Source organism: Bradyrhizobium sp. 521_C7_N1_3, assembly GCF_052075975.1.
GTDB classification, from domain to species: Bacteria; Pseudomonadota; Alphaproteobacteria; order Rhizobiales; family Xanthobacteraceae; genus Bradyrhizobium; species Bradyrhizobium japonicum.
In genome coordinates this window covers 3,908,319-3,932,333 of record NZ_CP197232.1, presented here as the reverse complement: position 1 = coordinate 3,932,333, position 24,015 = coordinate 3,908,319, and the positions used below count along the sequence as shown (strand labels likewise).

At 64.5% G+C, this 24,015-nt stretch carries 20 protein-coding genes; 7 read left to right on the top strand and 13 right to left on the bottom strand.

Annotated features, from left to right (window positions below):
* Positions 1-2: 2 nt before the first annotated feature.
* A complete protein-coding gene (gene fdhD / locus AB7008_RS18100) occupies positions 3-830 on the top strand; it encodes a formate dehydrogenase accessory sulfurtransferase FdhD (RefSeq protein WP_304493482.1) in 828 nt (275 codons plus the stop codon).
* Positions 820-1,053, top strand: coding sequence for a formate dehydrogenase subunit delta (locus AB7008_RS18095; protein WP_014496689.1), 234 nt, complete (start codon positions 820-822; stop codon positions 1,051-1,053). The genes fdhD and AB7008_RS18095 overlap by 11 nt, the downstream gene beginning before the upstream one ends.
* Here AB7008_RS18095 and AB7008_RS18090 read toward each other — a convergent pair.
* Positions 1,010-3,997: a bifunctional [glutamine synthetase] adenylyltransferase/[glutamine synthetase]-adenylyl-L-tyrosine phosphorylase gene (locus AB7008_RS18090; RefSeq protein WP_304493481.1), complete on the bottom strand. Its 2,988-nt coding sequence runs from the start codon at positions 3,995-3,997 to the stop codon at positions 1,010-1,012. The two genes, AB7008_RS18095 and AB7008_RS18090, sit on opposite strands and share 44 nt — an antisense overlap.
* Positions 3,994-5,448, bottom strand: coding sequence for a sensor histidine kinase (locus tag AB7008_RS18085; RefSeq protein WP_028155553.1), 1,455 nt, complete (start codon positions 5,446-5,448; stop codon positions 3,994-3,996). Before AB7008_RS18085 ends, AB7008_RS18090 begins: the two co-directional genes overlap by 4 nt.
* Positions 5,449-6,352: 904 nt before the next feature.
* Between AB7008_RS18085 and AB7008_RS18080 the strand changes: the two genes are divergently transcribed.
* The 3 genes from AB7008_RS18080 to fcl all read left to right on the top strand — a co-directional run bounded on the left by AB7008_RS18080 (position 6,353) and on the right by fcl (position 10,762).
* Positions 6,353-8,665, top strand: coding sequence for an AAA family ATPase (locus AB7008_RS18080; protein ID WP_304494645.1), 2,313 nt, complete (start codon positions 6,353-6,355; stop codon positions 8,663-8,665).
* A gap of 68 nt (positions 8,666-8,733) precedes the next feature.
* The gene (gmd, locus tag AB7008_RS18075) at positions 8,734-9,804 is read left to right on the top strand and encodes a GDP-mannose 4,6-dehydratase (protein ID WP_441259186.1); all 1,071 of its coding nucleotides are present in this window, start codon (positions 8,734-8,736) and stop codon (positions 9,802-9,804) included.
* Positions 9,776-10,762 (top strand): GDP-L-fucose synthase, encoded by a 987-nt coding sequence (gene fcl / locus AB7008_RS18070; protein ID WP_441259185.1) that lies wholly within the window; start codon positions 9,776-9,778, stop codon positions 10,760-10,762. Before gmd ends, fcl begins: the two co-directional genes overlap by 29 nt.
* Before the next feature lie 42 nt (positions 10,763-10,804).
* Here fcl and AB7008_RS18065 read toward each other — a convergent pair whose 3' ends face one another.
* From AB7008_RS18065 to AB7008_RS18025, 9 genes are all read right to left on the bottom strand, one after another.
* Positions 10,805-11,167 carry a helix-turn-helix domain-containing protein gene (locus AB7008_RS18065; RefSeq protein WP_304493477.1) on the bottom strand — a complete coding sequence of 121 codons (363 nt, stop codon included), beginning with the start codon at positions 11,165-11,167 and terminating at the stop codon, positions 10,805-10,807.
* A 264-nt stretch (positions 11,168-11,431) separates the two neighbouring features.
* On the bottom strand, positions 11,432-12,883 hold the full coding sequence (locus AB7008_RS18060; RefSeq protein WP_304493476.1) for an undecaprenyl-phosphate glucose phosphotransferase: 1,452 nt from the start codon (positions 12,881-12,883) through the stop codon (positions 11,432-11,434).
* Between the two features lie 151 nt (positions 12,884-13,034).
* Positions 13,035-14,075, bottom strand: a complete 1,041-nt coding sequence (locus tag AB7008_RS18055) for a peptidylprolyl isomerase (protein ID WP_441259184.1) — start codon at positions 14,073-14,075, stop codon at positions 13,035-13,037.
* Complete coding sequence (locus AB7008_RS18050; RefSeq protein ID WP_248882186.1) at positions 14,072-14,665, bottom strand: hypothetical protein; 594 nt, start codon at positions 14,663-14,665, stop codon at positions 14,072-14,074. Before AB7008_RS18050 ends, AB7008_RS18055 begins: the two co-directional genes overlap by 4 nt.
* 2 nt (positions 14,666-14,667) lie before the next feature.
* The gene (locus tag AB7008_RS18045) at positions 14,668-16,467 is read right to left on the bottom strand and encodes a putative porin (RefSeq protein WP_304493474.1); all 1,800 of its coding nucleotides are present in this window, start codon (positions 16,465-16,467) and stop codon (positions 14,668-14,670) included.
* A gap of 52 nt (positions 16,468-16,519) precedes the next feature.
* On the bottom strand, positions 16,520-17,239 hold the full coding sequence (locus AB7008_RS18040) for an energy transducer TonB (RefSeq protein ID WP_248882184.1): 720 nt from the start codon (positions 17,237-17,239) through the stop codon (positions 16,520-16,522).
* 9 nt (positions 17,240-17,248) lie between these two features.
* Complete coding sequence (locus tag AB7008_RS18035) at positions 17,249-17,653, bottom strand: ExbD/TolR family protein (protein WP_027534659.1); 405 nt, start codon at positions 17,651-17,653, stop codon at positions 17,249-17,251.
* Positions 17,654-17,657: 4 nt separating this feature from the next.
* Entirely contained in the window at positions 17,658-19,598 is a 1,941-nt protein-coding gene (locus tag AB7008_RS18030; protein ID WP_441259183.1) for a DUF2341 domain-containing protein, read from the bottom strand.
* Positions 19,599-21,392, bottom strand: coding sequence for a ShlB/FhaC/HecB family hemolysin secretion/activation protein (locus tag AB7008_RS18025; RefSeq protein WP_441259182.1), 1,794 nt, complete (start codon positions 21,390-21,392; stop codon positions 19,599-19,601).
* Between the two features lie 180 nt (positions 21,393-21,572).
* Between AB7008_RS18025 and AB7008_RS18020 the strand changes: the two genes are divergently transcribed.
* The gene (locus AB7008_RS18020) at positions 21,573-22,361 is read left to right on the top strand and encodes an RNA polymerase sigma factor (protein ID WP_441259181.1); all 789 of its coding nucleotides are present in this window, start codon (positions 21,573-21,575) and stop codon (positions 22,359-22,361) included.
* A complete protein-coding gene (locus AB7008_RS18015; RefSeq protein ID WP_248882181.1) occupies positions 22,312-22,575 on the top strand; it encodes a FecR/PupR family sigma factor regulator in 264 nt (87 codons plus the stop codon). The genes AB7008_RS18020 and AB7008_RS18015 overlap by 50 nt, the downstream gene beginning before the upstream one ends.
* Before the next feature lie 48 nt (positions 22,576-22,623).
* Here AB7008_RS18015 and AB7008_RS18010 read toward each other — a convergent pair whose 3' ends face one another.
* A complete protein-coding gene (locus AB7008_RS18010; protein ID WP_441259180.1) occupies positions 22,624-23,478 on the bottom strand; it encodes a lytic transglycosylase domain-containing protein in 855 nt (284 codons plus the stop codon).
* Positions 23,478-23,894, bottom strand: a complete 417-nt coding sequence (locus AB7008_RS18005; RefSeq protein ID WP_441259179.1) for a hypothetical protein — start codon at positions 23,892-23,894, stop codon at positions 23,478-23,480. Before AB7008_RS18005 ends, AB7008_RS18010 begins: the two co-directional genes overlap by 1 nt.
* Positions 23,895-24,015: the final 121 nt, after the last annotated feature.

The following is a 24,015-nucleotide window of genomic DNA, read 5'->3' as shown; positions in this document are numbered from 1 at the left end:
GCATGCACGTGCCGGTCCAGGCCATCGACCGCGAGATCTGGCGCGACGGCGTCGCGTCCGAAGGCGCGCGCCTGATCCCGGAGGAGACGCCGCTGGCGCTGACGTATAATGGCGGCACCTATGCCGTCATGATGGGGACGCCGCAGAACCTCGAAGATTTTGCGGTCGGCTTCAGCCTGGACGAAGGCATCATCAAGTCGGTCGACGACGTCAAGTCGCTCGAGGTGGTCCGCCTCGACGACGGCATCGAGCTGCGCATGTGGCTGGCGTCGGAAGATGCCGCGCGCATCAGCGAGCGGCGGCGGCACATCGCCGGCCCGACCGGCTGCGGAATTTGCGGCATCGATTCGATTGCCGAGGCCGTGCGGCCCGCGGCCGTCGTGCAGCAGGGACAGACGTTCACGCCCGAGCAGATCATGGCGGCGATGCAGGCCATCGCGCCGCTGCAATCGATCAATTTGCAAACCCGCGCCGTTCACGCTGCCGCGTTCTGGTCGCCCGCCGGCGGCATCATCGCGCTGCGCGAGGACGTCGGCCGCCACAACGCGCTCGACAAACTTGCCGGTTCACTGGCGCGCAGCCGCACGGGTGCGAGCGGCGGCATGGTGCTGCTGACCAGCCGCGTCTCGGTCGAGATGGTGCAGAAGACCGCCGCGATCGGCGCGCCGGTGATGGTCGCCGTCTCCGCCCCGACCGCGCTCGCGGTGCGCACGGCGGAAGCCGCCGGCATCACATTGATCGCCATTGCCCGCCAGGACGGGTTCGAGGTGTTTTCGCATGGCGGCCGGGTTGTCGCCCGCCATGCTACGGAGGTTGCCGATGTCGCCTGACCGCTTGATCTACATGGCCAACCAGATCGGCACGTTCTTCCGCAGCCAGGGCCACGACAAGGCCGTGCCGGGGATCGCCGACCACATCAAGAAGTTCTGGGATCCCCGGATGAAGCGCGCGATCTTCGCCCATCTCGACGCGGGCGGTGCAGGCTTGGAGCCGAACGTGCGCGAGGCGCTCACTTCGCTGAAGCAGACGACGTCCCTTCCAGCAGCGCCGTAAATACGCGCCTCACCTCGCCCTGCGTTTCCTTCACGCGCGCCTCCAGCGACGAGAAGTCGGGCGCATCGCCGGCGCGCGCCATCACGCGCTGAAGGTCGGTGCCGGCGGTCTCGGGCTTGAAGCGGTCGCTGACGCAGAGCCGCAGAATCTGCGTCAGGTCGTGATAGAGCCGCGCCGCCGCGCGCAGGATCTCCGCCTCCGATTGCGGGAGCACGCCGAGCTTGGCGGCGTTGTCCAGAACCTGAAGGGTGCTGACGTCGAGAATTTCAGGCTTGTCATGGGCGTGCACGAGCTGGAGATATTGCGCGATGAAGTCGATATCGACCATACCGCCGGCGGCGTATTTGAGATCCCAATGGTCGCTCTCGCCCTTCTCCTGCGCGATGGCGCGCCGCATGTCGGCGACGTCGTTGGCAATGGTCGCCCGATCGCGGCGGCGGGTCAGGACATCGCGGATGATGCGCTCGATCCGCTCACGGAATTGATCCGAGGCCGACACCACGCGGGCGCGGGTCAGGGCCATGTGCTCCCAGGTCCAGGCCTCGTTGGCCTGGTAGTCCGCGAATGAGACGAGGCTCGATGCCACCGGACCGGCGCGTCCCGACGGGCGCAGCCGCATGTCGATCTCGTACAGCACGCCGTAATTGGTGCGTGTGGTGAAGGCGCTGATCAGGCGCTGGGTGAAGCGCGCGAAATAGTGGGCGCCCTGAAGCGATTTTGGCCCGTCGGAGTCCGGATTGTCGCTGTCGAAATCGTACAGCAGGATCAGGTCGAGATCGGACGATGCCGTCATCTCGCGGCTGCCGAGCCGGCCCATCGCGATGATCGCGGTCTCCTGATCCTTGATACGTCCGTGTTGGGCGGCGAAGCGTTCGGCGACAAGATCGTGCACGGTGTGGACGATGCCTTCGGCGACATCGGCGAAAGCCGTGCTGGCCTGCTGCGCCGAGACAGTGCCGGAGAGAATGCGCGTGCCGATCAGGAACAGGCTCTCCTGCCCGAACAGGCGGAGACGGTCGAGAAATTCCTCATAGGAGTCGGCGTCGCGCACCGTCGCGGCCAATCGCGCCGACAATTCCTGCTTGTCCGGCATCGCGCCGAAGAATCTGGGATCGATCAGGCCGTCCATGAGCTGCGGCTTCCGCGCCAGCATCTCGCCGAGCCGCGGCGCCGCGCCGAGCACCAGCGCCACGAGCGCGACGAGATCGCGGTTCTGGCCGAGCAGCGTGATGAGCCGGCCGCCAAGCTGGAGTGCCTGGAGGAACTGATCGAACGCCACGACGGCGCGATCCGGCTCCTCGGCCCGCGCGAGGCCGTCGATCAGGGCCGGCACGAACTCGACGAAAGCGCTTCGCGTCTGGTCGTTGCGGAACACGCGGTAGTCGCCGGTGATCCAGTCGCGTATGGTCTGCGCGAGCGCGGCCGGCTTCTTGAAGCCGAGCGTCGTCAAATATTGCAGCAGGCGCGGATCGTCAGGACCTGCACCGTAGTCGAGCGCCGGCAGCTTTGCCGTGCCGGTCGGGTCATCGCCCTCGAACAGCTTTTCGTAGTGTCCCTGCACGATCTGCAGCTGCCGCAACAGGTCGCGCGCAAAGGCTTCGCGATCCGGATAGCCGAAGAAGCGCGCAAAGCGCTCGACCGCTTCCTTGTCTTCCGGCAGCGCATGGGTCTGCTCGTCGGCGATCATCTGGAGGCGATGCTCGACGCGGCGCAGGAATTCATACGCAATGGTCAGCTCGTCACGCGCAGCAATGGTGATCCAGTTGCTGGAGGCGAGAATATCGAGCGCAGCGAGCGTCGGCCGCACCCGCAACTCCGGATGACGACCGCCGGCGATCAGCTGCTGCGTCTGCGCGAAAAATTCGATCTCGCGAATGCCGCCGCGGCCGACCTTGACGTTGTGCCCCTCGACCGCGATCTCGCTCTGGCCGCGATAGGTCTGCATCTGCCGCTTCATGTCGTGGACGTCGGCAAGCGCGGCGAAGTCGAGATGCTTGCGCCAGACGAAGGGCGCGATTTCGGCGAGCAGCGCCTCACCCGCTTTGGGATCGCCGGCGCAGGCACGCGCCTTGATCATCGCGGCACGCTCCCAGGTGCGCCCTTCCCGCTCGTAATAGTTCAGCGCGGCATCTCGCGAAATCGCCACTTGCGTCGAGGACGGATCGGGACGCAGGCGCAGGTCGACGCGGAAGACATAGCCGTCATAGGTGCGCTGCTGGAGAATGCGCGCCACGCCCTGCGTCACCCGCACGAAGAACGGCTGTGGCTCGATGTCGGGCGCGAGCGTCGTGGCATCGGGATCGAAGAACACGATGAGGTCGATGTCGCTGGAATAGTTCAGCTCGCCCGCCCCCATCTTGCCCATCGCGAGCACGATCAGGCCGCAGCCCTCTTCCGGAGCTTCGAGATTGGGCGGCAGGATCTTTCCACGTGCGGCTTCCTGCCGCAGCTGGTACTGGAGCGCCGCCTGCACCGAGGATACCGCGACATCGGTCAGCGCCGCCGTCACCCGCATCACCGGCCAGACGCCGCCAATATCGCACAGCGCGGTGAGAAGCGCCGCTTCGGCCTTCATCCTGCGTAGCCGCCGCATCACCTCGGCTTCGTCGGTCGCCGCAAGGACCGCGTCCCTCGCCTCCGCGATGAGCGCGGCCAGATGCGCGTCCGGATCGCATTCGAGCAGCCGGATCAGGCGCGGCGCGTCGGCGCGCACGAGATCAAACAGATAGGGCGAGAATTCGGCGATGCCGGCCAAAATATCCCGCGCGAAGGGATGGACCAGCAGGACATCGAGACGGGCTGATTGAACCGGCTCAAGCTCGGCCAGCCAGTTTTCAAGACGTCGTTCATCGGTTGTGGAAACGGCAATATGGGGAGCCTCCGCGAAGCGCGCGGCCAGGCCCTCTCCATGCTTGTCCGCGTTTCCCGGCGCGGAGTGGTTCATGCCACCTTCTGTGGCACATCCTGCATTGGCGGAGCAACCCTGTCGCCGGCACGCGCCGGGAGCACCAGCGTGGCGACGAGGCCGGGCTGGGCATCACCCAGCCGCAATTCTCCGCCATGCAATGTCGCAACCGCGGCGGCAAGACTGAGACCGAGGCCGGAGCCCGGCAGCGTGCGGCTGGCTTCAAGCCGCACGAATCGCTCGACGGCATGTTTGCGGTCGGCCTCGGGGATGCCGGGGCCGCGATCGGTGACGCTGAGCAGCACCTGATCGCCCTCGCGCTTCGCCTCGATCATAATCTGCCGGCTGTCCATGCTGACGACGGTTCCGCCGGCCTGCGCGACCGGCTTGCCGTATTTGATGGCATTCTCGACCAGATTAGCGAGCGCCTGGCTGATCAGCTCGCGGTTCCCGTGAACCGGCGTCGGATCGGCCTTCACCTTCAAGGTCATGCCGTCATCCTCGGCGAGAGGCTCGTAGAGCTCGTGGATGCCGCCCGCGACCTCGGCGGCGTCGAAATCATCCATGTTGCCGCGCGCCTGTCCGGACTCGGCACGCGCGATCATCAGCAATGCGTTGAAGGTGCGGATCAGCCCGTCGGATTCCTCGATGGTTCGCTCCAACGCGGCGCGGTAATCGGCCTCGCAGCCCGATTTCGCCAGCGCCTCCTCGGCGCGGTTGCGCAAGCGCGTCAGCGGCGTCTTGAGATCGTGGGCGATGTTGTCGGAGACTTCCTTCAGCCCCGCCATCAGGGCCTCGATCCGCTCAAGCATGGCGTTGAGGTTTTCCGCGAGGCGATCGAGCTCGTCGCCGCTGCGCCCCACGGGCAGGCGCTCGCTGAGATCGCCGGTCATGATGCGTTGCGTGGTGCCGGTCATCGCGTCGATGCGCCTCAGCACCCTGCGCGCCACGAAGATGCCGCCGCCGAGGCCGAGCACCACGACGATCAGGATCGACCATTGCGCCGCCTTGGCAACGATGCCGAACAGGCGTCGCCGCTCCGCGAGGTCGCGGCCGATCAGCAGCCGGAAGCCGTTTTCGAGCTCGGTGACGCGCACGAGTGCACGATGATCACGATCGTCCGCATCCTCGATCCGGCGGTAGGCCGTTTCGGACCAGCCACGGGTCGCCATCACGCCAGGCGCCAGCGAGCCGACATTGCCGGCGATCGCCTGCCCCGTCGGCGTGGTCACGAGATAGAGGTTGGCGCCCGGTCGCAACGCCCGGTACTCGATCGTTCGCACGAGGCCGACCAAGCCGCGGCGATCATAGATCACGTTGATCTCCGAGGTCTCGGCATTGACCGTCTGCGTGATTTCCTCGGTGATCAGGCGGCGCGTATTCCACGCGAAATAACCAAGCAGCGAGGCTGCGAAGATCGCGAACAGGAACAGGTAGACCAGCGTCAGCCGGAATGCCGTGGTGCGGACGAGTTTACCGAATGCCGTCACGGATCAGGTACCCAATCAGAGCGCTGCGCGTGCTATCACCGGCCATCGCAACTTCCCATATTCCCTTTTGTTTCAAATAGTTACCGCATTTTATGCCGCCTGGTTCCCGGCCATCTCTGGCGAAAAAGCGGCAAGTTGGCGCGACTCTCTTCCTAGGCATCTGGTCAGCGGAACGGGAACGTTAAAGTGGCACTCAATTCGAACCAAGTTAAATCCCCGCAAGCTGGCGTTCACGTGGACGGCGGGGCCATCTGGTCATGGGCGGGAGCGGCGATCGGGTGCGCCCTTCCGCTTCACTGACTTGACGGCAAATGGCGTTCGCCGGGATCGGCCAACGCCATGGCACGGCCGCGACGTACCGATGTTGAGTAGGCCCAACCATGCCCGCGAATACAAGGTCACCCTGAAGTGCGATAGCGTCGTCCCGTGCGTCGAGAAGCGGCCCGGCAAGACGTGAGGCCTGGACTGCAAGCCACGGAACCCTGCGAGATCACGGGAACGGCACCCGACCCGGCCAACGGGTCATTTCCTCGGCACGACGACGTGAAGGACGGTGCGTGACATCCGGCGTCGTCCGCCGCGATAACACATAACATATCGAACCACGCACCTACATCAGGTCATATCAAACTGTTGCAAATGTGTATTATTTGTTCGCTAGAGAGAGCCATCAACGTTACGGGGGCTGGCGTCACAACTCGGCGGGCCGGGCTCGGTCATGGCAGGACCATGAGTCGAGATACTCCTAGCTGGTAGAGTTATGCGACGATCAATGCCTCTCCCGCTGCCCTTGGGACCAGACAGGGTGAGATGCCCCGGTCAGGTGGAGTTTCGCTGCGGTCGCGGTAGCGCCTTTTTTCTCCGAGCAACCGCCCGCCCGCCGAGGATGTGATCGACGATGGACATGCCGTTGCACAGAACCCGCGTCAACTATAGCGGTGGGCGGGACGAAGCTTCGTCCTCGATGTCGGCCTTGATCGACCAACTGTCCGGACTGGCCCGGCGACAGTACCGGGTCATTCTCATCGTGCCTGCCGTGGCAATAGCCATCGGCCTGCTCTATCTGCTGGTCACTCCCTCGCAATACACCGCGACTGCTACGCTTTTGATCGACAGCAGCACGCTGCGGGTCCTGCAGAACCAATTGCAGCCGCAGGGGGATATTCCGCTCGACACGCTTCAGGTGGGCTCCCAGGTCGAAATTCTCGCTTCGCGCAAGCTGGGACTCGACGTTGTAAGGAGCCTCAAGCTCGCCGACGATCCGGAATTCGCCGGTGGCTGGAGCCTGTTCTCGCGTCCGAACGTCACCGCCTCCGACGCGGTGGAAGAACGCGAGCAGAAGGCGCTCGATGAGTTTCTGGCTCATCGCTCCATCACGCGGGGCGACAAGACTTATGCGCTGAACATCTCATACACGTCGCGTAGCCCCGAGACCGCGGCCAAGGTCGCCAACGCGATCGCGGAAGCCTATATCGACGACCAGCTCGGCGCAAAATACCAGACAGTCACGCGCGCAGGCGCCTGGCTGCAGGACCGGATCAACGAGCTGAAGTCGAAGGCGGCAGCAGCCGATCGCGCCGTCCTGGAGTTCAAGGAAAAGAACAACATTGTCGACCTCGGCGGACCGAACGTATCGGCCGGCAGCGCGAGCCGGCTCATCGGCGAACAACAGCTGTTCGAACTGAACAGCCAGCTCGCCGCCGCGCGCGGCGCCACCAGCGAGGCCAAGGCCCGGCTCGACCGGATCGAGCAAGTCCGGAAAATGGACGTCAGCGAGGGCGCCGTCGCGGATATCCTGAAAAACGAGGTCATTACGCGGCTCCGCAACCAGTATGTCGACCTGTCCGCGCGCGAGGCCAACATCTCGACGAGATATGGTGCGGATCATACGGCCGCGATCAACCTGCGCGACCAGATGGAGGAGACGCGCCGAAACATCCGCGGGGAGCTCGGACGGATCGCCGGCAGCTACAAGAGCGATTACGAGATCGCCAAGACACGCGAAGAGAGCTTGGAGCGGTCGCTGGCCAGCCTGGTATCCGAGGGCCAACTCACCAACCGCGATCGGCTTGGACTGGCCGAGCTCGAAAGTTCGGCCAAGGTATATCACACGCTCTACGACACTTTCCTGCAGCGTTATATGGAGGCGATACAGCAGCAGTCGTTTCCGATCACCGATGCACGCGTGATCAGTCCGGCCGCCGCGCCGAAGAAGAAGAGCAAGCCGGTCGCGTCATTCGTCCTTGCCATCGCGCTCACGATGGGGCTGATGGTGAGCTTTGGAATTGCAGCCTGGCGCGAGGCGGTCGACGGCGTCTTCCGCACGGGATCGCAGGCGGAACAGGAATTGGGCGTCCGTTGTCTTTCGGTGATTCCGCTCGCGGCCGGACAGGCACCTCGAGCATCGTCACCTCCGCGATCGATCGCGACCGGATTCGATGCAGAGGCCGGTCGACCGGGTCCGCCGCCGCAAACCGTGGAGAACGCGGCGGCGGATACACCCCATTACGCATTCATCGATCCGTTAAAGCGACGCGCAGTCGACGATCCGATCTCGGTCTTCACCGAAGCGTTTCGCGCAATCAAGATGAGAGCGTGGCTGGAATCCACCATCCGCGAGAACAGGCTGATCGGCATCACCTCGACCGTCGCGGGCGAAGGCAAGTCCACTATTGCCTCGAACCTTGCGTCGCTGTTGGCCGATGCCGGTCGACGCGTGATCCTGATCGACGCGGACCTTCGCAATCCTACGCTTGCCCGCTCGCTCACGCCACGGCCGTCAGCCGGATGGCTGGAGGTGCTGAGCGGGAAGATCGATCTCGCACAGGCCACGGGCCGAGACGCCGCCACGGGACTGGCGCTGCTGCCCCTGCTGCTGACCGAAGCTCCGGTCCATTCCGACGAGGTGCTGGCCTCGCAGGGATTTCGAACCCTGCTTGATCGACTGCGCGAAAGCTATGATTATGTTATCGTCGACCTTCCGCCGATCGCACCCGTCGTCGACGTGCGTGCGATCGTCCCGGTGATCGACTCCTTCGTGTTCGTGGTAGAATGGGGAAGCACCAGGATCAAGGCGGTGCGGCGCCATCTGCTGGCCGAGCCGGACCTTCACGATCGCCTGCTTGGCGTGGTGCTGAACAAGGCCGATCTGAGGGTTCTCGAAAAATTTGAGCAGCCGGGTGTTTATCAGAATGGATACTACAGAAGTGGCAGCTAGAGGTGCCGTTGAATTGATGCCGAGAGGGCGCCGCGCCGGATCCCCGCTTCGGCGGGACGAGCCCTAGGATGAGCAAGCGGATCGCTCTCATCACCGGCGTGACCGGTCAGGACGGCGCCTATCTCGCCGAATATTTGCTGTCGCTCGGCTATGTCGTGCACGGCATCAAGCGGCGCTCGTCCTCGTTCAACACCGCGCGCGTCGATCACCTCTACCAGGACCCGCATGTCGGCAACGTTCCGTTCCTGATGCACTATGGCGACATGACGGATTCGACCAATCTGATCCGCCTGGTGCAGCAGATCCGGCCGACCGAGATCTACAATCTCGCCGCTCAAAGCCACGTCGCCGTCAGCTTCGAGAGCCCGGAATACACCGCCAACGCCGACGCCATCGGCGTGCTGCGTCTCCTGGAAGCGATCCGCATCCTCGGCATGGAGAAGGAGACGCGGTTCTACCAGGCCTCGACCTCCGAGCTCTACGGCCTGGTGCAGGAGATCCCGCAGAAGGAGACGACGCCGTTCTATCCGCGCTCGCCCTACGGCGTTGCCAAACTCTACGGCTACTGGATCACGGTGAACTACCGCGAAGCCTACGGCATGTTCGCGTCGAACGGCATCCTGTTCAACCATGAGAGCCCGATCCGCGGCGAGACCTTTGTGACCCGCAAGATCACCCGCGGCGTCGCCCGTATCGAGGTCGGGCTGGAACAGACGCTCTATCTCGGCAATCTCGAAGCCAAGCGCGACTGGGGCCATGCCCGCGACTATGTCGAGGGCATGCACAGGATCCTGCAGGCCGACAAGCCCGACGATTTCGTGCTCGCCACCGGCGAGATGCGCTCGGTGCGCGAGATGGTCGAGCTGTCCTTTGCCCATGTCGGCCGCCGCATCGCATGGCGCGGCAAGGGCGTCGAGGAGACCGGCGTCGATGAGACGAGCGGCAAGATCGTGGTGAAGATCGATCCGACCTATTTCCGTCCGACCGAGGTCGATCTCCTCGTCGGCGACGCCAGCAAGGCGCGCGAGGTGCTCGGCTGGACGCCGAAGCGCAGCTTTGCCCAGCTCGTCGAGGAGATGATGGCGAGCGATCTGGCCGAGGCAAAACGGGATGCTGGCAGTGGCAAACGCACCGTTTGAGCTGAAGGGCAAGAGCGTCTATGTCGCCGGCCATCGCGGCATGGTCGGCGCCGCGCTGCTGCGCCGGCTGGCGCGGGAGGACGTGCATCTCGTCACGGTCGACCGGCGCGAGGTCGATCTCTGCAACCAGGCCGCCGTGTTCGACTGGTTCGCGAAAACGCGGCCGCAAGTGATCTTCCTCGCCGCGGCCAAGGTCGGCGGCATCGTCGCCAACGACACGCTGCGCGCCGAGTTCATCTACGACAACATCGCGATCGCGGCGAACGTGATCCAGGTCGCGCATCAGAACGGCGCCGAGAAGCTGATGTTTCTGGGCTCGTCCTGCATCTATCCGAAGCTGGCGCCGCAGCCCTTGCGCGAGGATTCCATGCTCACCGGTCCGCTCGAGCCGACCAACGAGCCCTATGCGATCGCCAAGATCGCCGGCATCAAGATGGCGGAGGCCTATCGCAGCCAGTATGGCAGCGACTTCATCAGCGTGATGCCGACCAATCTGTACGGCCCCGGCGATAATTATCACCCCGAGCTGAGCCACGTCGTCGCCGCCCTGATCCGCCGCTTCCACGAGGCCAAGGTTTCGGGAGCAAAGAGCGTCATCGTGTGGGGCACCGGCACGCCGCGGCGCGAGTTCCTCTATGTCGACGACATGGCGGATGCCTGCGTGCACCTGATGAAGACCTATTCGAGCGCGGAGCTGGTCAACATCGGCACCGGCGAGGACATCACCATCGCCGAGTTCGCGCGCGTCGTGGCCGCCATCGTCGGCTACGGCGGCGAGATCGGTTTCGACACCTCGCGTCCCGATGGAACGCCGCGCAAATTGCTGGATGTCAGTCGTCTCGCAAAGCTCGGCTGGCGCGCCACGACCTCGCTCGAGGATGGCGTGAGACGCGCTTACGAGGCGTATCTGTCGAGCCATCCGGCCGCGGTACGCCAGCTGTCTGAGATATTGCGCTAGACGAGCGGGAATATAGGACGGTTCGAAACGCCGGTTCTGGCGCTAACCGCTGTCGGGGCGCCGCAAGCGCGTTCCCTGGCGCGCCCGAAGTTCCTCTTCGTATTTCAGTTTTTCCAGCAGCATGTCGGTCACAAGACGTCGCAATTGCGCGTTCTCGAGCTCTAGCCGCTTGATTGTATCCACACTGCTGGCGTCCGACGAACCGAGCGGCCGGACATCGGCCTCGCCGCGCCGACCACCGACCGGCTCGGACGCGTCGGGCATCTTCTTCCAGCGGTGGTAGGTCATGATGCTGACGCCGAGCGCCTTCGATATTTCCCGCTGGGTCTTGCCCTTGGCCGCAAGTTCGTTGGCTTGCGCCAGCTTGGCCGAAATCTCCTCCGAGGCATGCCTCTTGCCAACCATCGTGGTCCTCTCCGGCCAGAATCTTGCCAGTCCGGACGTAGTAAACGCGAATCGTGAACGTTTTCAATAGGCCGGCGAGAAATCCTGGACCGGCCATCGGCCGGCAGACCCGTCAGCGCATGCGTCCGCCGATGCGACAAGACATCATAAAGTGCGGTCCCATGCTCCAACCGGGCGCGCCATCGAACAGATCATTCCCAAATGTACCAATGTTAACTTTTGCGACGACGCCGCTTCGAGGCGATTGCGGCCGGGAAACTATAGTCAATATACGTTGCGCGGCCGGATCAATTCGAACGCCGTCTTCACCATGATATGGATATCCAATATCAGGCTCCAATTATCAATATACCATAAGTCGAGTGCAACTCTCCGTTCCATCAGCTCGAGCCGCGGCGTGCCCCCGCGATAGCCTTGAACCTGCGCCCAGCCGGTAATACCCGGCTTGACGTGATGCCGGAACGCGTAGTTCGCGATCATGCTGCCATACTCGTAGTCGTGCACCAGCGCGTGCGGACGCGGCCCGACGATCGACATATGGCCCTGGATCACGTTGAGCAGTTGCGGCAGTTCGTCGATGCTGGTCTGGCGGATCAGGCGCCCGACCCGGGTCACGCGCGGATCCTGCTTCGTCGCCTGCACGACCGTGCCGCCGTCCTCCTGGACGCTCATGCTGCGCAGCTTGTAGATCACGAACGGCTTGCCGTTGAAGCCATGGCGGCGCTGCCGGAAGATCACCGGCCCCTTCGACTCCAGCTTGATCGCGACTGCGACGAGGATCAGTACGGGGGACAGCACGACCAAGGACGTCGCCGCCACGATGATGTCGAGCAGCCGCTTGGTCAGACGATCGAGAACCGACAGCGGCGCCGGCTGCACCTCCACCATGTAGAGCCGTTGAGGCATCGAGGTCTGGTGGCGCAGCACGGTCGACACCGCGCGATCGGGCAGCAGGCGCACCGGAAGCGGAATGACGCGCAACCGGTCGAGCAAGGCCTCGATGTCCCGGGGGCAGGACCAGGACAGCGCCAGCACGATCTCCTCGGCAGCGGCCTCCCGTATGCGCTTCATCAGCTCGTCTTCGTGCCTCCCCGGAGCAGAGAGTTTTGGCGCTTCGTCTCTCGGCAAAATGATGCGCTCGACCTCGTGCAGGCCAAATCTGGCGAGCAGGTCGCTCCTTCCGAACTGGGCCAGCTCGCCTTGCGTTCCGATCACCACCACACGCCGCCCGCGGATCGTGCCGGCGACAAGCGCCGAGCGAAGGCGCCGTTTCCCCAGCCAGCGCGCGACGAGAAGGCCGGCGCCGCCGATCGCGAAGAGGCAGACGACCGAACCACGCGAGGCGTCGCCGCCGGATTTGAACAGAAACAGCACGACCGCGAGGACGAGCGCAGCGAGACACCAGCCGGCCAGGACCCGCCCGCCGTCGAGTTCGTCGTCCAGCAGCTGATTCAACCGGTAGAGACCGAGGAAATGCGCGACCAGGACATAGGCGAAACTCGCCACTAAACCGAGCCCGGCATAGAAGGAGCCGTCGGCGGTACCACCAAGCGCGCGCTGATAGGCAATGCCGCCGATGGCGCCCGCTGCGACGATGATCGAGCCGTCGACGGTCGCGAACAGCGGCTCGATCAAGCTGAACGGGATCGCCAGACGAACCCGCGATCGGCCCTCGAACGCCGATATCGGCTCACCCGCATTGGTCAGATCGGTCACAAGTCGCCCCCGGGGTCGGTTCGCGATCCGGATACCACGGGCATTGTACCATAATTATGATACTTTTACGGTCGATTAACCTTTGTATCGTTGACGGATGACAGCGCCTCGATGCTGTCATCCGCCTGACATGAATTTGCAATCCGCCGCGTTAGCGCGACGGCGCAGCGTCCGGCTTGGTGTCGGGTTTGGGCTCGATCAGCCTGGACAGCGCGATCTCGTTGACCACGGGCGGGGTCTGCTTCAAGAGCTCCGCCACATAGGCGCGGCGGTTGGCCTCGATGCGCTCGCCCCGCATCCGCTGCACGAGAGCCTCTCGCACGTCCGCCAGCGGCCGCGTATGCGACGCCTCGGTGTCGAGCAGCTTCAGGACGTGCCAGCCGTCCTCGAGCCGGATCGGATCGGCAATGCCCGACTTCGGCAGGCCGGTGACCTGCCCACGGATCTCGACGCGCATATCGGGCTCGGCGACCCAGCCGATCTCCCCTTCCCGTCCCGCCGTTGCCGCATCGTCGGACGATGCCTTCGCGATCGGACCGAACTCCGCGCCGGGCTGCTTGATCTTTCGCACGATGTCATCGAGCTTCTTGCGCGCGGTGTCCTCAGCCGCCTTGTCGGCGTCCTTGGCGAGGTTGACCACGATCTGGGCCAGACGGAAGCGGCGGGGAACGAGGAACGCGCTGGCGTTCGCCTCGTAAACGCTCTTGATGTCGGCCTCGCTCGGATAGCTGTCGCCGAGCGCCGTGACCGATTGCAGGTAGCTTTCGACAATCAAGGTATCTCGTGCACGCGCCAGCTGCGTCACCACCGCCGGCTGCTGGTCCCACTTCTTGGCCGCGGCCTCCTTGAGCACCAGGCGGTTGGCGAGGATCGCGCGCACCGTCTGGCTCAGCAGCGCCGGATCACGCGCCATCGCGGCCTGCTGGCGCGCATCGAGAAGCTGGATGGTCGCGCGCACTTCTTCCGCGGTGACGTCGCTGTCGCCGACGCGGGCGATGATCTCGCCGCCCTTCACGGCAGCATTGTCCTGCGCCGCGGGAGCCGGCTGGGCCGCCGCCGGAGCCGCCGGCACAGGCGTTGCGCGCGGGGCCGCGGGCTGGGGCGGATTGCGCGTCTGCGCAAGTGCCGGCGATGACGCCGCGGCGTGGAGCGCACCGGCCAGCAGCACGAGCTTAAAAACGTTCCGGGTCATGGCTTGGCCTTCTGTTCGATGATCTGATCGCGAAGATCCTGGGCGGCATTCTGATGCTCGACCCGCTTGAACCCGATCACGGGATCGTGGTGGATCACCTTCTCCAGCGGATCCATCTTCTCATATTGCTTGACGGTATCGTCGGCGATCCTGACGAGACGGACATTCTTGGCCTCGCAGGCCTTGGCGCTCGCCTTCCAGGTCGTCGCCTCGCCCTCGAACTTGGAACGCTCCGCGTCCTTGGTCCGCGCAACGCCCGCCGCCTCACCATAGGCGGCCTTCCATTTTTCCAGTGAATCGTCGCGCTCGGCGATCCGCTCGTTGAAGTCCTTCACCGCCTGGCGATAGGCCTGCTCGGCTTCCTTGACCTGGGCGCGATAGCCCTCGATCTGCTTGCGCAGGCGGTCGCGCTCCTGTTCAGCCGCGGTCAGCTTGGCCTGGACCGCGGCCCGTTGATCCTCGGCGGCACGCGCCTGCGCGGTGGCGCTGCGCAGCGCCTCGCGCAGGCGATCGCTTTCCTGGTCAGCATGGGCCGCCGAGGCGACGACGAGGGCCAGTGCAGTAAATGACGATAGACGCAACAGCCGCATGATCAGAACCTCGCGTTGAGATCGAGTTGGACGATGTCGACCTTGTACGGCTGGCCGGCGATGTTGTTCGCGCTCATCCAGCGCATCGATCCCCAGATGTTCTCGCCGAGGCCGACATTGCCGCCGATGAAATAGCCCTTGAGATTGGTGCCGCCGAGGCCGAAGTCGGAATCGACGAACGCATCCACCATCGCGTCGGACTCCAGATATTTGTAGCCGACATGCGCGTTCCAGTCCCAGAGATGCTTGATCTCCTTGTTGCCGACGGTCATGCGCGCAAGCCAGCCCTGGTTGCCGCCGTTGTACACGCTCGGGCTGCCGTCTGTCGTTGAGCTGAAATTGTTCGGAAACACCGCGACAGCGGCAACGGCGCTCCGGTTGAATGCCGTATTCCAGATATACTCACCGTCCAGGATGATGTGAATCGGATTGAACTGCGCAAAATCAAGCTGCGCGCTCGCGACCACCGGCCGGAAGTCGCTGGCAAGACCGTAGTACTGATATTGCGCCGTAGTGACGGGCGTGAACGCAAGGTTGCGCAAGCGCATATACGTGTTGCCCTTTTGCGCGAAGGAAGGTCTCAGCACATCCGTGTCGCAGATATCGCTGGCAGTGATGACCAAGCATTCGCTGGAAAGCTTGCCCTTCACATTGATGAAGTCATAGTAGGCGAATGCCAAGGTGAGATTGGTTTCCGAATCTAGTCTTGCGCCGAAACCACCCTGGGCGCCGAACAGCCACTTGTCTCGGCTCGGCATCTTCGCTGGTCCCGACAGGTCGGCAGTATTAAGCCCAGCGTTGAGATCAGTGTTGAAGACCGGGAAGGCGCCGCCGACGAAGAAGGGCGTGAAACCCTCTGCAACTTCCTGCTTGGCCTGAATTGCGAAACCATCGAAACCGAGATCTTTGTACCAGACCAGATCCGTCGGCGACCAGAATGGATTGTCGAAGCGGCCGACAGAGCTGACGAAGTCCCGCACCGGCTCATATTTGATGAAGGCGCGGTCGAGCCAAACTGCGTATTTCGAGAAGTTGCCGCCATTCCCGCCGAACGTCTGATTGGTCGAAACGGGTGAGCTGCTCTCCCCGGTCGCGATCCTCAAGCCTGCGGTGAACCCGTCGAACAAGTCGACGTCGGCTCCCAAACGCGCACGAAAACGAAAGCGGTTGCGGTTCTGTGTCGCGTTGTAGGTCGGTGGGAAGTAAGGGTTCGTCGCGTCATCCTCATTGAACGGCGAACCTGTATTGATGGCGTTGAAGTTCTCGAGGTACCCACTATTGCCCGCTGGGAAATAATCTCCCTCGTACCGCGCGCGAATGTCGCCGTAGAACCGGATCCGCTGCGCCCATTCCGGGTATTTCCCGGGCGACGCCCAGTTCTCCTTGTGAGCGCGATCCATCACCTCGGCCCTGATCTCCTCGCGCAGCTGCTTCTTGACGATCTCGGGCACGTAGGTGACGCGCTTGGTGCCGGGCGGCGACGTCGCATCGGCGGCGCTGGTCGCCTTCTTCTCGGCGCCTTCCGCCTTGGCCGCGGCATCGCGCGTCGCCTGGCGGGCGACATAGGCTTCGTCGTCGGCCTGCTTGACCAGGACCGCGGCCTGCTCCTCGCTCAGCGTTCCCTGCTTCACGAGCAGATTGATCAAATTGACCGTCGCGTTCGATGAAGGCGGTGCGTCGCGCGAGACGGTCGGACGCTTGCCCTGCGGCATCCCGTCGTCCTGCGCCGCGGCGGGGACTGCGAGCGCAAGCAGCAGCGCTGCCGTCGCTGCCAGTTCTCGCGTCTTCATTTCACGCCACATGACATCACCTCTTCTGCTCTCAACTCACTCACAGTCACTCGTCTCACCGCACTCACCCCCGGTTCTGGCCCGTGAGGCGGATGATCATCGGCATCGGCATGTCCTTCGGCGGCGGCTCGCGCGCGCGCAGGCCGCCCACCACCTGGTCACGGATGGCCACGTCGAGCGCACCGTCGCCCGTCGACGGCGACAACTGCACGCGACTGACCCGGCCCGAACTGTCGAGCCACACCCTGGCGACGGTACGGAACGCGGCGTCGCGAGATTTTTCATTCGCCTGGAGTCCCGCGTCGATCTGCGACTGCAGCATGCTCGCGTACCAGCCGAAGCGGCTGTTGCCGCCGCCTCCGCCGCCCCCGCGCCCCTTGCCCTGTGCAAAGCCGCCGCTGCCCGGCCCGGTGCCGAGACCGAGATCCGGCGGCCCCGGCGTCGGATCCGGTCCGGCATCGGGCGGCGCGTCCTTTGGAATGTCGACCGGCTTCTCCTCGACGACATCCTTGACCGGCGTCTGCTCCATCACCTTTTGCTCGGGCTGCTGTTCCGGCTGCTGCTCGGGCGGGGGCGGCGGTGGTGGCGGAGGCGGCGGCGGTGGAAGCACCATCGTCACCTGCAGCTCGTTCACCTTGCGCGGCGGATCCTTGTCGCCACTCATCACCATGATGACGACGCCGACCACCAGCGCGATCACGACCAGTGCCGAGCCGCCAAGCAGCAGATAGCGCCGCCACGCCGGCGGGCCGTCGTCGTCGTTGCTGTCGTCGCCCCACGCCATCGTCCCGTCTCATCGCGCCGACGGCTTGGTCGCCATGCCGACCTGGGTGAAGTTGAGGCGGCCGAGCAGATCGAGCACGTCGACGACGTTCTGGTACTGGGTCTGGCTGTCGCCGCGCACGACGATCGGAAATTCCGGCGTCAGCGCACGCTGCTGCACCAGCCGCTGCTCGAGCTCGGGCAGCGTCACGGGAATGGTGTCGAGGAACAGCTTGCCGTCGTTGGCGACCGTGATCGCCTTGGTGGTCTGCTGTGCGAGGCTCGGCGCCGCGCTCGCCTTTGGCAGATTCACCTTCATGCCCTGCACGGTCGCCGTGGTCATGATGATGAAGATCACCAGAAGCACGTAGGCGAGATCGAGCATCGGCGTGATGTTGATGTCGTCGTATGGCTTGCTTTCGGACTGGACTTGCATGGGTTCACTCCGCCGCCTGCTTCACCGGCTCTTCCGGAAGCTCGTAGGATTCCGCGATCCGCGTGATGAACTCGTCGACGAAGACCTGCATCTCGCTGCTGACATCCTTGATGCGGATCGTCAGGTAGTTGTAGGCAAACAACGAGGGGATCGCGACGCCGAGGCCGGCGACGGTGGCGACCAGCGCGGCCGCGATACCCGGCGCAATCGCATTGACGTTGACGTCGCCGCTGGCCGCGATCGCCGCGAAGGTGATCATGACGCCGACCACTGTGCCGAGCAGGCCGAGGAACGGGCCACCGGAAATCGCGATCGTCAACATCACCATCAGGCGATTGAGGCGCTGGCTCTCCCGCACATAGCCGCTATCGAGCACGGCGCGGATCGACTGGATGGCCTGCGGCGACAGCCGGCGGTAACCGCCACCCGCAAAGCGGCGCCGGATCTCCTGCGCGCCAGCCGCGAACAGGCGGTAGAGCGGCGCGGCATGGACCACCTTGCGCTGCTTCTTGCCGAGCTCGCCGCCGAAGCTCGGATCATTCTCCTGGCTGTCGAGCTGGAGCAGCCCGCCGATGTCGGTCGAGGTCTCGCGAAAATGCTTGAGGAAGATCGTGTTGCCGGCCGAGACCCGGTTCAGATACGAGACGCGATCGACCATGACGTACCAGCTGATCAGCGCCATGATCCCGAGCAGGCCGATGACGACCCAGCCGTCCAGCGTCACCGAGCGCAGGATCACGCCGAAATAGCCGCCGCTGAACCAGCCCGCGTTCTCCTCGTCGACGCTGAAGGAGATCAGCTTGGCCTGGTCGGGCCCCTGCCCGACCGCCGACAGCTTGATGAAACCGGCCGAGCGCGCGACCTTCGCGATCTGGAGCTCGTCGACGTCACCGGCAAAGCCGGCGGCAGAGCCGGAAGGCGCGGCCGCGGACGGCGCCGCCTGAGACGCGTCGGCTGCGGGCGCCGCTGCATCCGCAGCGGGAGCTGCCGCGGCACCGGCGCGACCGAGTTGCGCCACGCCGGTCATGGTGGGCAGGGCCGCAGCAAGCGTCGCGACCTGGTTGCCGTCGACGTAAAGGATGATCTGGGCGCCCTTCGCCGTGAATGCCACCTGGTGCCAGGTCCCGGCTGCGATCGCCGTCCCGCCGGCGGCACGCTGCGTATTGCCGACGCTCGTGACCTCCACGAACGCCACACCATTGTCCATCCCAACCGTCAGCCCGTTCGCGCCCTCGTTACGAGAGAACAACACTGCGCCCGGCTGCGGCGCAGTCATCTTGATCCAAAGCGACCAGCTCAGTTCGCCGCCTTCCGCGGTCACGAGCGAGGGCGAGCCGGGAAGCGTAAGCGCAGTCTGCCCGTCGAGGCGCGCGCCCTGCCCGATGATGGCGCCGTCCGCAGCCGGGACCGCGTTCTGGGCGGTGTTCGCCCAGGCGGTGATGTCCTGCGCCGGCGTCGAGCGGTCGTTGAAATGATAGACCAGCAGGGTGTCGGGATCGTAGGTGCCCTTCGCGTCGACCGCGGTCGGCGCCTTCTGGTTTCCGTAGTAGAGCCAGATGTCGTTCTTGGTACCCGGCTTCAGGTCGGGAACGCCGACCCAGACCAGCGCTTCGCCGAGCAGCGAGTCGTATTTCTCGACATGATGCTTGAGCGGCGTCTTGTCGTCGCCGGCAACGAAGCGAAGGTCGCCGCCGTCCTCCTTCGCGCCACCGAAGCGAAAATTGCCGACATGCAGACGCACGAGAATCGGCGTGGTGCCGATGGCATCGCTGATCCCAGCGCCGGACGGACCGGTGTCGATCGTGATCTTCTTGCGCAGCGTCCATTGATCGTTCCACCACGCCGCCGCGGGCGACGGCCACAGTGCGGCGAGGAAGACGAACGCGAGCATCACCGGCGCGCTCAGGCGAAGTCCGGGGCGTGATTCAAAGCGAAGGAGCGACATCTAGAATTCTCCCCAGACCCGAAAGCTGAACCGTGGATGATTGGCGAGGGTGACCTGCTGGCTGGTCAGCGGCATACCGACGAAAACAATGCTGTTGAGGTAGCGAAGCGTCTTCATGCGCATGCCGACTCCGTAGCTTGCGAGGTCGAAATGCGATTCCTGATCGACGAGCGGCTTGTGGATTCTGACGTTGCCGCCGTCGACGAAGGCGAAGAAGCGCATGTCGTCGAAGGCGTTGTACTTGATGGCTTCGCCGATCGGATTGGGCAGCTTCTGCTCGAGATATTGTGCGAGATTGGGCGTGCGCAGCTCCAGCGTGCCAGCGACGCCGTAGTCGCCGATCACCTCGGATTCGAGATAGCCGCGCACCGTGTCCTGTCCGCCGAGGCTGAATTGCTCGCTGGACACCAGCGGCTGATCCGCCGCCTGTCCCTGCAGTTTCGCGTAGAGCTGGAACTCGCCGGCGAAATCCTGAGTGTGCGAGATGTCGGCATGCAGCGTGATGAAGCTCGCGGTCGCGTCGAAGCGCTTGGCGTCGAACTCGTCGCGGCTGGAGCCGATGCCGCGCAAGCCTGCCGTGATCGTTGCGTTGAGCTGCGTGAGCCGTCCCTCGCCCTGCCAGGTTGCGCCATAGGTGCCGACGAGCGGCACATAGGTCACGGGCGAGTCGAAGGCATCGGAGCCGAGCTTGAGCGACTGCTTGAAATCCTTGTAGTCGACACCCAGGGACAGCGTATGGAACAGTTCGCCCCTCGACGGCAGCGTCAGCACCGCGCGCCCGCCGACCACCTGACCGGGACCGACAACGTTCGAGCCGCCGACGGTCGCGACCGAGCTGTCCGAGGTCAGGCCATAGACGAGGACGCTGAGCCAGTCGATTTCGGTTCGCGCCAGGTACGAACCCGACACGACCATGGCGTCCTTCGGGTTCATCGGCGAGACCTGGTATGTCCAGGTCATGGAGTGACCGAGCTGCCAGAGATTGTCGTAGCGCATCGAGATGCTGGTGCGCAGCGGCGTGGTGCTCGGGCTCTGCTTGTTGTTCAGCTCGATGCTGCCGTGGAGCGGAAGCGTGTCCTCGATGTTGAGATCGACGTCGACGGTGCCGGGCGCGACGCCTGCTCGCAGCGCCGGCGTGACGCGCCGGTCGGGCCAGCGGTTCAGCGCGACGATGTCCTTCGTCACGTCCCGAAAATTCGGCAGCGTTCCTTCCTTGAGCGACGGCGCCGCGCTCTTGACGTTGTCGAGGTCGAAATAACGCGAGCCCTTGACGCGGAGGCGTCCGACCCGGTTCTCGGTGACCTTGAGCACGACGAAGCCGCGCTGCGCGTCCTGCTGCGGCACGGCCACGCTGACGGTCTGAAGGCCTTTGTCGTGATAGGCCTTCTCCACCGCGGCGCGGGCCTTCTCGACATCCTGCGAGCTCTTGTCCGGACCGAGGAAGGGATAGACCGCAGCCTCGATCTCGATCTGCGGCAGATTGTCCGCGCCCTCGACACGATACTCGTCGATATCGAAACGGGTTTCCGGTGCTGCCGGCTTGGCCGCCTCCGCCCCACTCCTGCCGGGCTTCGCGCTTGCGGGCGCGGCGGCGGCAGACTTCGCCGCAGCCGGCCTGCTCGCGTCGGCTTCGGATTTCGCCGCGGCCGGCTTCGTGCAGATCGCGCAGATGATCAGGCCGCAGATGGCGAGACGCGAGGCACATGCCGCATCAGACCGGCCACTCCGCACAGCGCGCAGCGGCAGCGGCGCACGACGGCGCGCGCCATTATGATACAGACGACGCGAATTCACCTCAGCCTCGATATCATGCTCGCATTGCGGACGCCCTTCGGCGACCGCAGCGTCCTTCGGACAGCCCGAAACCGACCGAGACGCGCCGGTCTGCGAGGGCCTTATCCGAGAGACGTTGCGTGCGCGGGCGCAGCGAAAACTTTTTTACGATGCTCGCGACGTCACTCGATCGCTCGTGTGATGATTTCACGCAACATAACGTCACTATCACTCGATGACTGTTACTCGATAACAGTTCGTCACATTACCGTTGTGCGGCCTAACTACCGTCCGGCCACAAATTGGGGACTGAGTGAAGTGGGGCGTAGCATGACCATCGACAGCATCAGCAGCTTGCGGACGCTTCTGCTCGCAGAGTATGTCGACTTCGATCGCAGGTTGACGCGCCGACTGGGCTCCTCGGACCTTGCTTCCGAAGCGCTCAACGAAACCTACCTTCGTCTCGAAGGCATGCGCGAGCTTGGGCCGGTGCGCAGCCCAAAGGCTTATTTATTCCGCATCGCGCTTAATATCGCTGCGGACCGCCGCCGCGCCGAGAAGCGCCGCCTCACCGTCGACGAGGTCGATGCCCTGCTCGAAATTCCCGACGACCGTCCCGACGCCGCGCGCGTGATCGAGGATCGCTCCGAGGTCAATCTGCTCAGGCACGCAATCGCCGAGCTTCCCGAGCGCCGCCGACGCGTGCTGATGCTCTCGCGCATCGACGGCATGCCGAACCGGGAGATCGCGGCCCTTCTCGGCGTCACCGTCCGCACTGTCGAGACCGACCTCAAGCAGGCAGTCGAGCATTGCGCTGATCGTCTCAAACGTCCCGCGCGGACCAAATTCGGTTTTCAGCGTCCAGCTTCGTCTTACGTACATAGATATGCCGATCGCGAGCATCCGCTCACGGCCGGCGTGTGCGGGAAAGCGCTGGATCGTGACGAAGCGAAGCCATCAGGTCGATCACTTGGATCCCTTAATCCGTGAAGCTCTTTCATGGATCATGCGCCTCAAGTCGGGCGAGGCGACGCTTGCAGATGCCGAACAGCTCATGGACTGGCGCGGGCGAAGCGCCGCGCATGAAAATGCTTTCCGCGATGCGGTAAAGTGCTGGCGCGCCATCGGCCAGGCGCTTGCGACCGGCCGTCCCGCGCCAGCAAGCCGGCGGCGGCGCGCACCAAAGGGCAAAGCACGCAGCTAATGCCTCAGGCCCGACCTGCGAGCCGCAGGGTCCTGCCCCTGCAACCTGTCAATGCAAATCAGACGGCGTCTTGCGGTCGGCTACGCTGCGCAGGCGCGTGTTCAGAGCAGCGAAATTGATCGTGCTCCCGCCCGTCAGGACGCGACCACGTGCGGGCGCAGTGCCGGCCGAAGTCCGTCCGAACGTCGGTGGAGGAACGGAGCCGGTAACGGCGACGCCGTTGGCCGCCAGATGCGCGCGGACGCGTGTGCAATACTCGACCGACAGATACGAGAATCGCGTCTCGCCATGGCCGGCGCGATACTTCATCGTGGCGGTGCAGAGATCGCCGTTGGCCCGGCGCCAGGCACCGGCGAGATAGCGAACACCATAATGCACGTTGACCTCGGGCGAAGCCAACTCCGCCGGCGTCCCGGCAAAACCCATCATCCGCGCAGTCGGCAGCATCACCTGCATCAACCCGACTTCGCCGTCCATGCCGACCACCGCGGGATTGTATCGACTCTCGACCGCCATCACCGCATCGACCAGCGCAGGCGGCAGGCCGACAGCCGACGCTTCACGCTCGACCAGTTGCCGGTACTCGGCACGGCCGGCGCGCCAGTCGCGGCCGAACATTGCGCTCGTGCGGTAGGTGAAATTGGCGAGCAGCGGATTTGCGGGGGGAAAATCGGCGGCGGTCAGCGGGCGCGGTGCAAACGGCTCCAGCGCCAAAGGCTCCACAGCGCCATCATCCGCGTCGTCGACAGAAGCCGCGACGTGGCCGGTTTCGGCCTGCCTGCCGTCCTCGTGCTCCTGGGCGCGCCCCTCGCCGCTCGCGACGATCAGCAGGTACAGCGCCGCGACCCGCCACGGCCGGCGTATGCGTCGACTGGTTTGCAGACGTGAAGGAGATCCGGGCATCAGCGGTGCGGCGGCACGATGGTGGGAGCGGATGGCCGAAAGGGAACGGCCGAACGACCGTAATTTGAGCCATATTGCTGGCGAACGGCCGCCTCGTTCGGGTTGCCGACGCGGATGTCGGACGAGCGCGCGTCGACCGGCGGCAGGTTGAGCGAAGGATTGACCTTGTTGACCTCGCGCTTGAGCTGCTGATTGAAGCAACCGAACGCGCTCTCGTTTCCGATCTGCACATCGACGCAGCGTTCGTAGGTGGGCTTCGTCGCCGGCCCGCCGATGATTGTGCCCTGCCGCTCTACCGGCGGATTGCCCGGATTGGCTGATTGCGCGCCCGCACCTCCCGCCGCCGCGAGCACGACGAGACCGGCCGCGACAGCGCGGCCCCCCGTCCAACCGGACCAACACAAAACTCGGCTCATAGCCCTGTTCCTCCACCAGCCGGCAGGTTCGTTGGCCGGGCCGCGGGCGAGCATTAACATAATTCGGTATCGTCGGACTGGATCCTGCATGATGAGTAACATTTGCGGACCCGCCGTCAAG

Bases quoted from the DNA above. Each gene is read 5' to 3' on its own strand.
- AB7008_RS18095 (WP_014496689.1), top strand. From the start codon at position 820: ATGTCGCCTGACCGCTTGATCTACATGGCCAACCAGATCGGCACGTTC.
- AB7008_RS18065 (WP_304493477.1), bottom strand. From the start codon at position 11,167: ATGGTTGGCAAGAGGCATGCCTCGGAGGAGATTTCGGCCAAGCTGGCG.
- AB7008_RS18080 (WP_304494645.1), top strand. From the start codon at position 6,353: ATGCCGTTGCACAGAACCCGCGTCAACTATAGCGGTGGGCGGGACGAA.
- AB7008_RS18030 (WP_441259183.1), bottom strand. From the start codon at position 19,598: ATGTCGCTCCTTCGCTTTGAATCACGCCCCGGACTTCGCCTGAGCGCG.
- gmd (WP_441259186.1), top strand. From the start codon at position 8,734: ATGAGCAAGCGGATCGCTCTCATCACCGGCGTGACCGGTCAGGACGGC.
- AB7008_RS18090 (WP_304493481.1), bottom strand. From the start codon at position 3,997: ATGAACCACTCCGCGCCGGGAAACGCGGACAAGCATGGAGAGGGCCTG.
- AB7008_RS18035 (WP_027534659.1), bottom strand. From the start codon at position 17,653: ATGCAAGTCCAGTCCGAAAGCAAGCCATACGACGACATCAACATCACG.
- AB7008_RS18005 (WP_441259179.1), bottom strand. From the start codon at position 23,894: ATGAGCCGAGTTTTGTGTTGGTCCGGTTGGACGGGGGGCCGCGCTGTC.
- AB7008_RS18020 (WP_441259181.1), top strand. From the start codon at position 21,573: ATGATTTCACGCAACATAACGTCACTATCACTCGATGACTGTTACTCG.
- AB7008_RS18050 (WP_248882186.1), bottom strand. From the start codon at position 14,665: ATGCGGCTGTTGCGTCTATCGTCATTTACTGCACTGGCCCTCGTCGTC.
- fdhD (WP_304493482.1), top strand. From the start codon at position 3: ATGCACGTGCCGGTCCAGGCCATCGACCGCGAGATCTGGCGCGACGGC.
- AB7008_RS18040 (WP_248882184.1), bottom strand. From the start codon at position 17,239: ATGGCGTGGGGCGACGACAGCAACGACGACGACGGCCCGCCGGCGTGG.
- AB7008_RS18055 (WP_441259184.1), bottom strand. From the start codon at position 14,075: ATGACCCGGAACGTTTTTAAGCTCGTGCTGCTGGCCGGTGCGCTCCAC.
- fcl (WP_441259185.1), top strand. From the start codon at position 9,776: ATGCTGGCAGTGGCAAACGCACCGTTTGAGCTGAAGGGCAAGAGCGTC.
- AB7008_RS18010 (WP_441259180.1), bottom strand. From the start codon at position 23,478: ATGCCCGGATCTCCTTCACGTCTGCAAACCAGTCGACGCATACGCCGG.
- AB7008_RS18045 (WP_304493474.1), bottom strand. From the start codon at position 16,467: ATGTGGCGTGAAATGAAGACGCGAGAACTGGCAGCGACGGCAGCGCTG.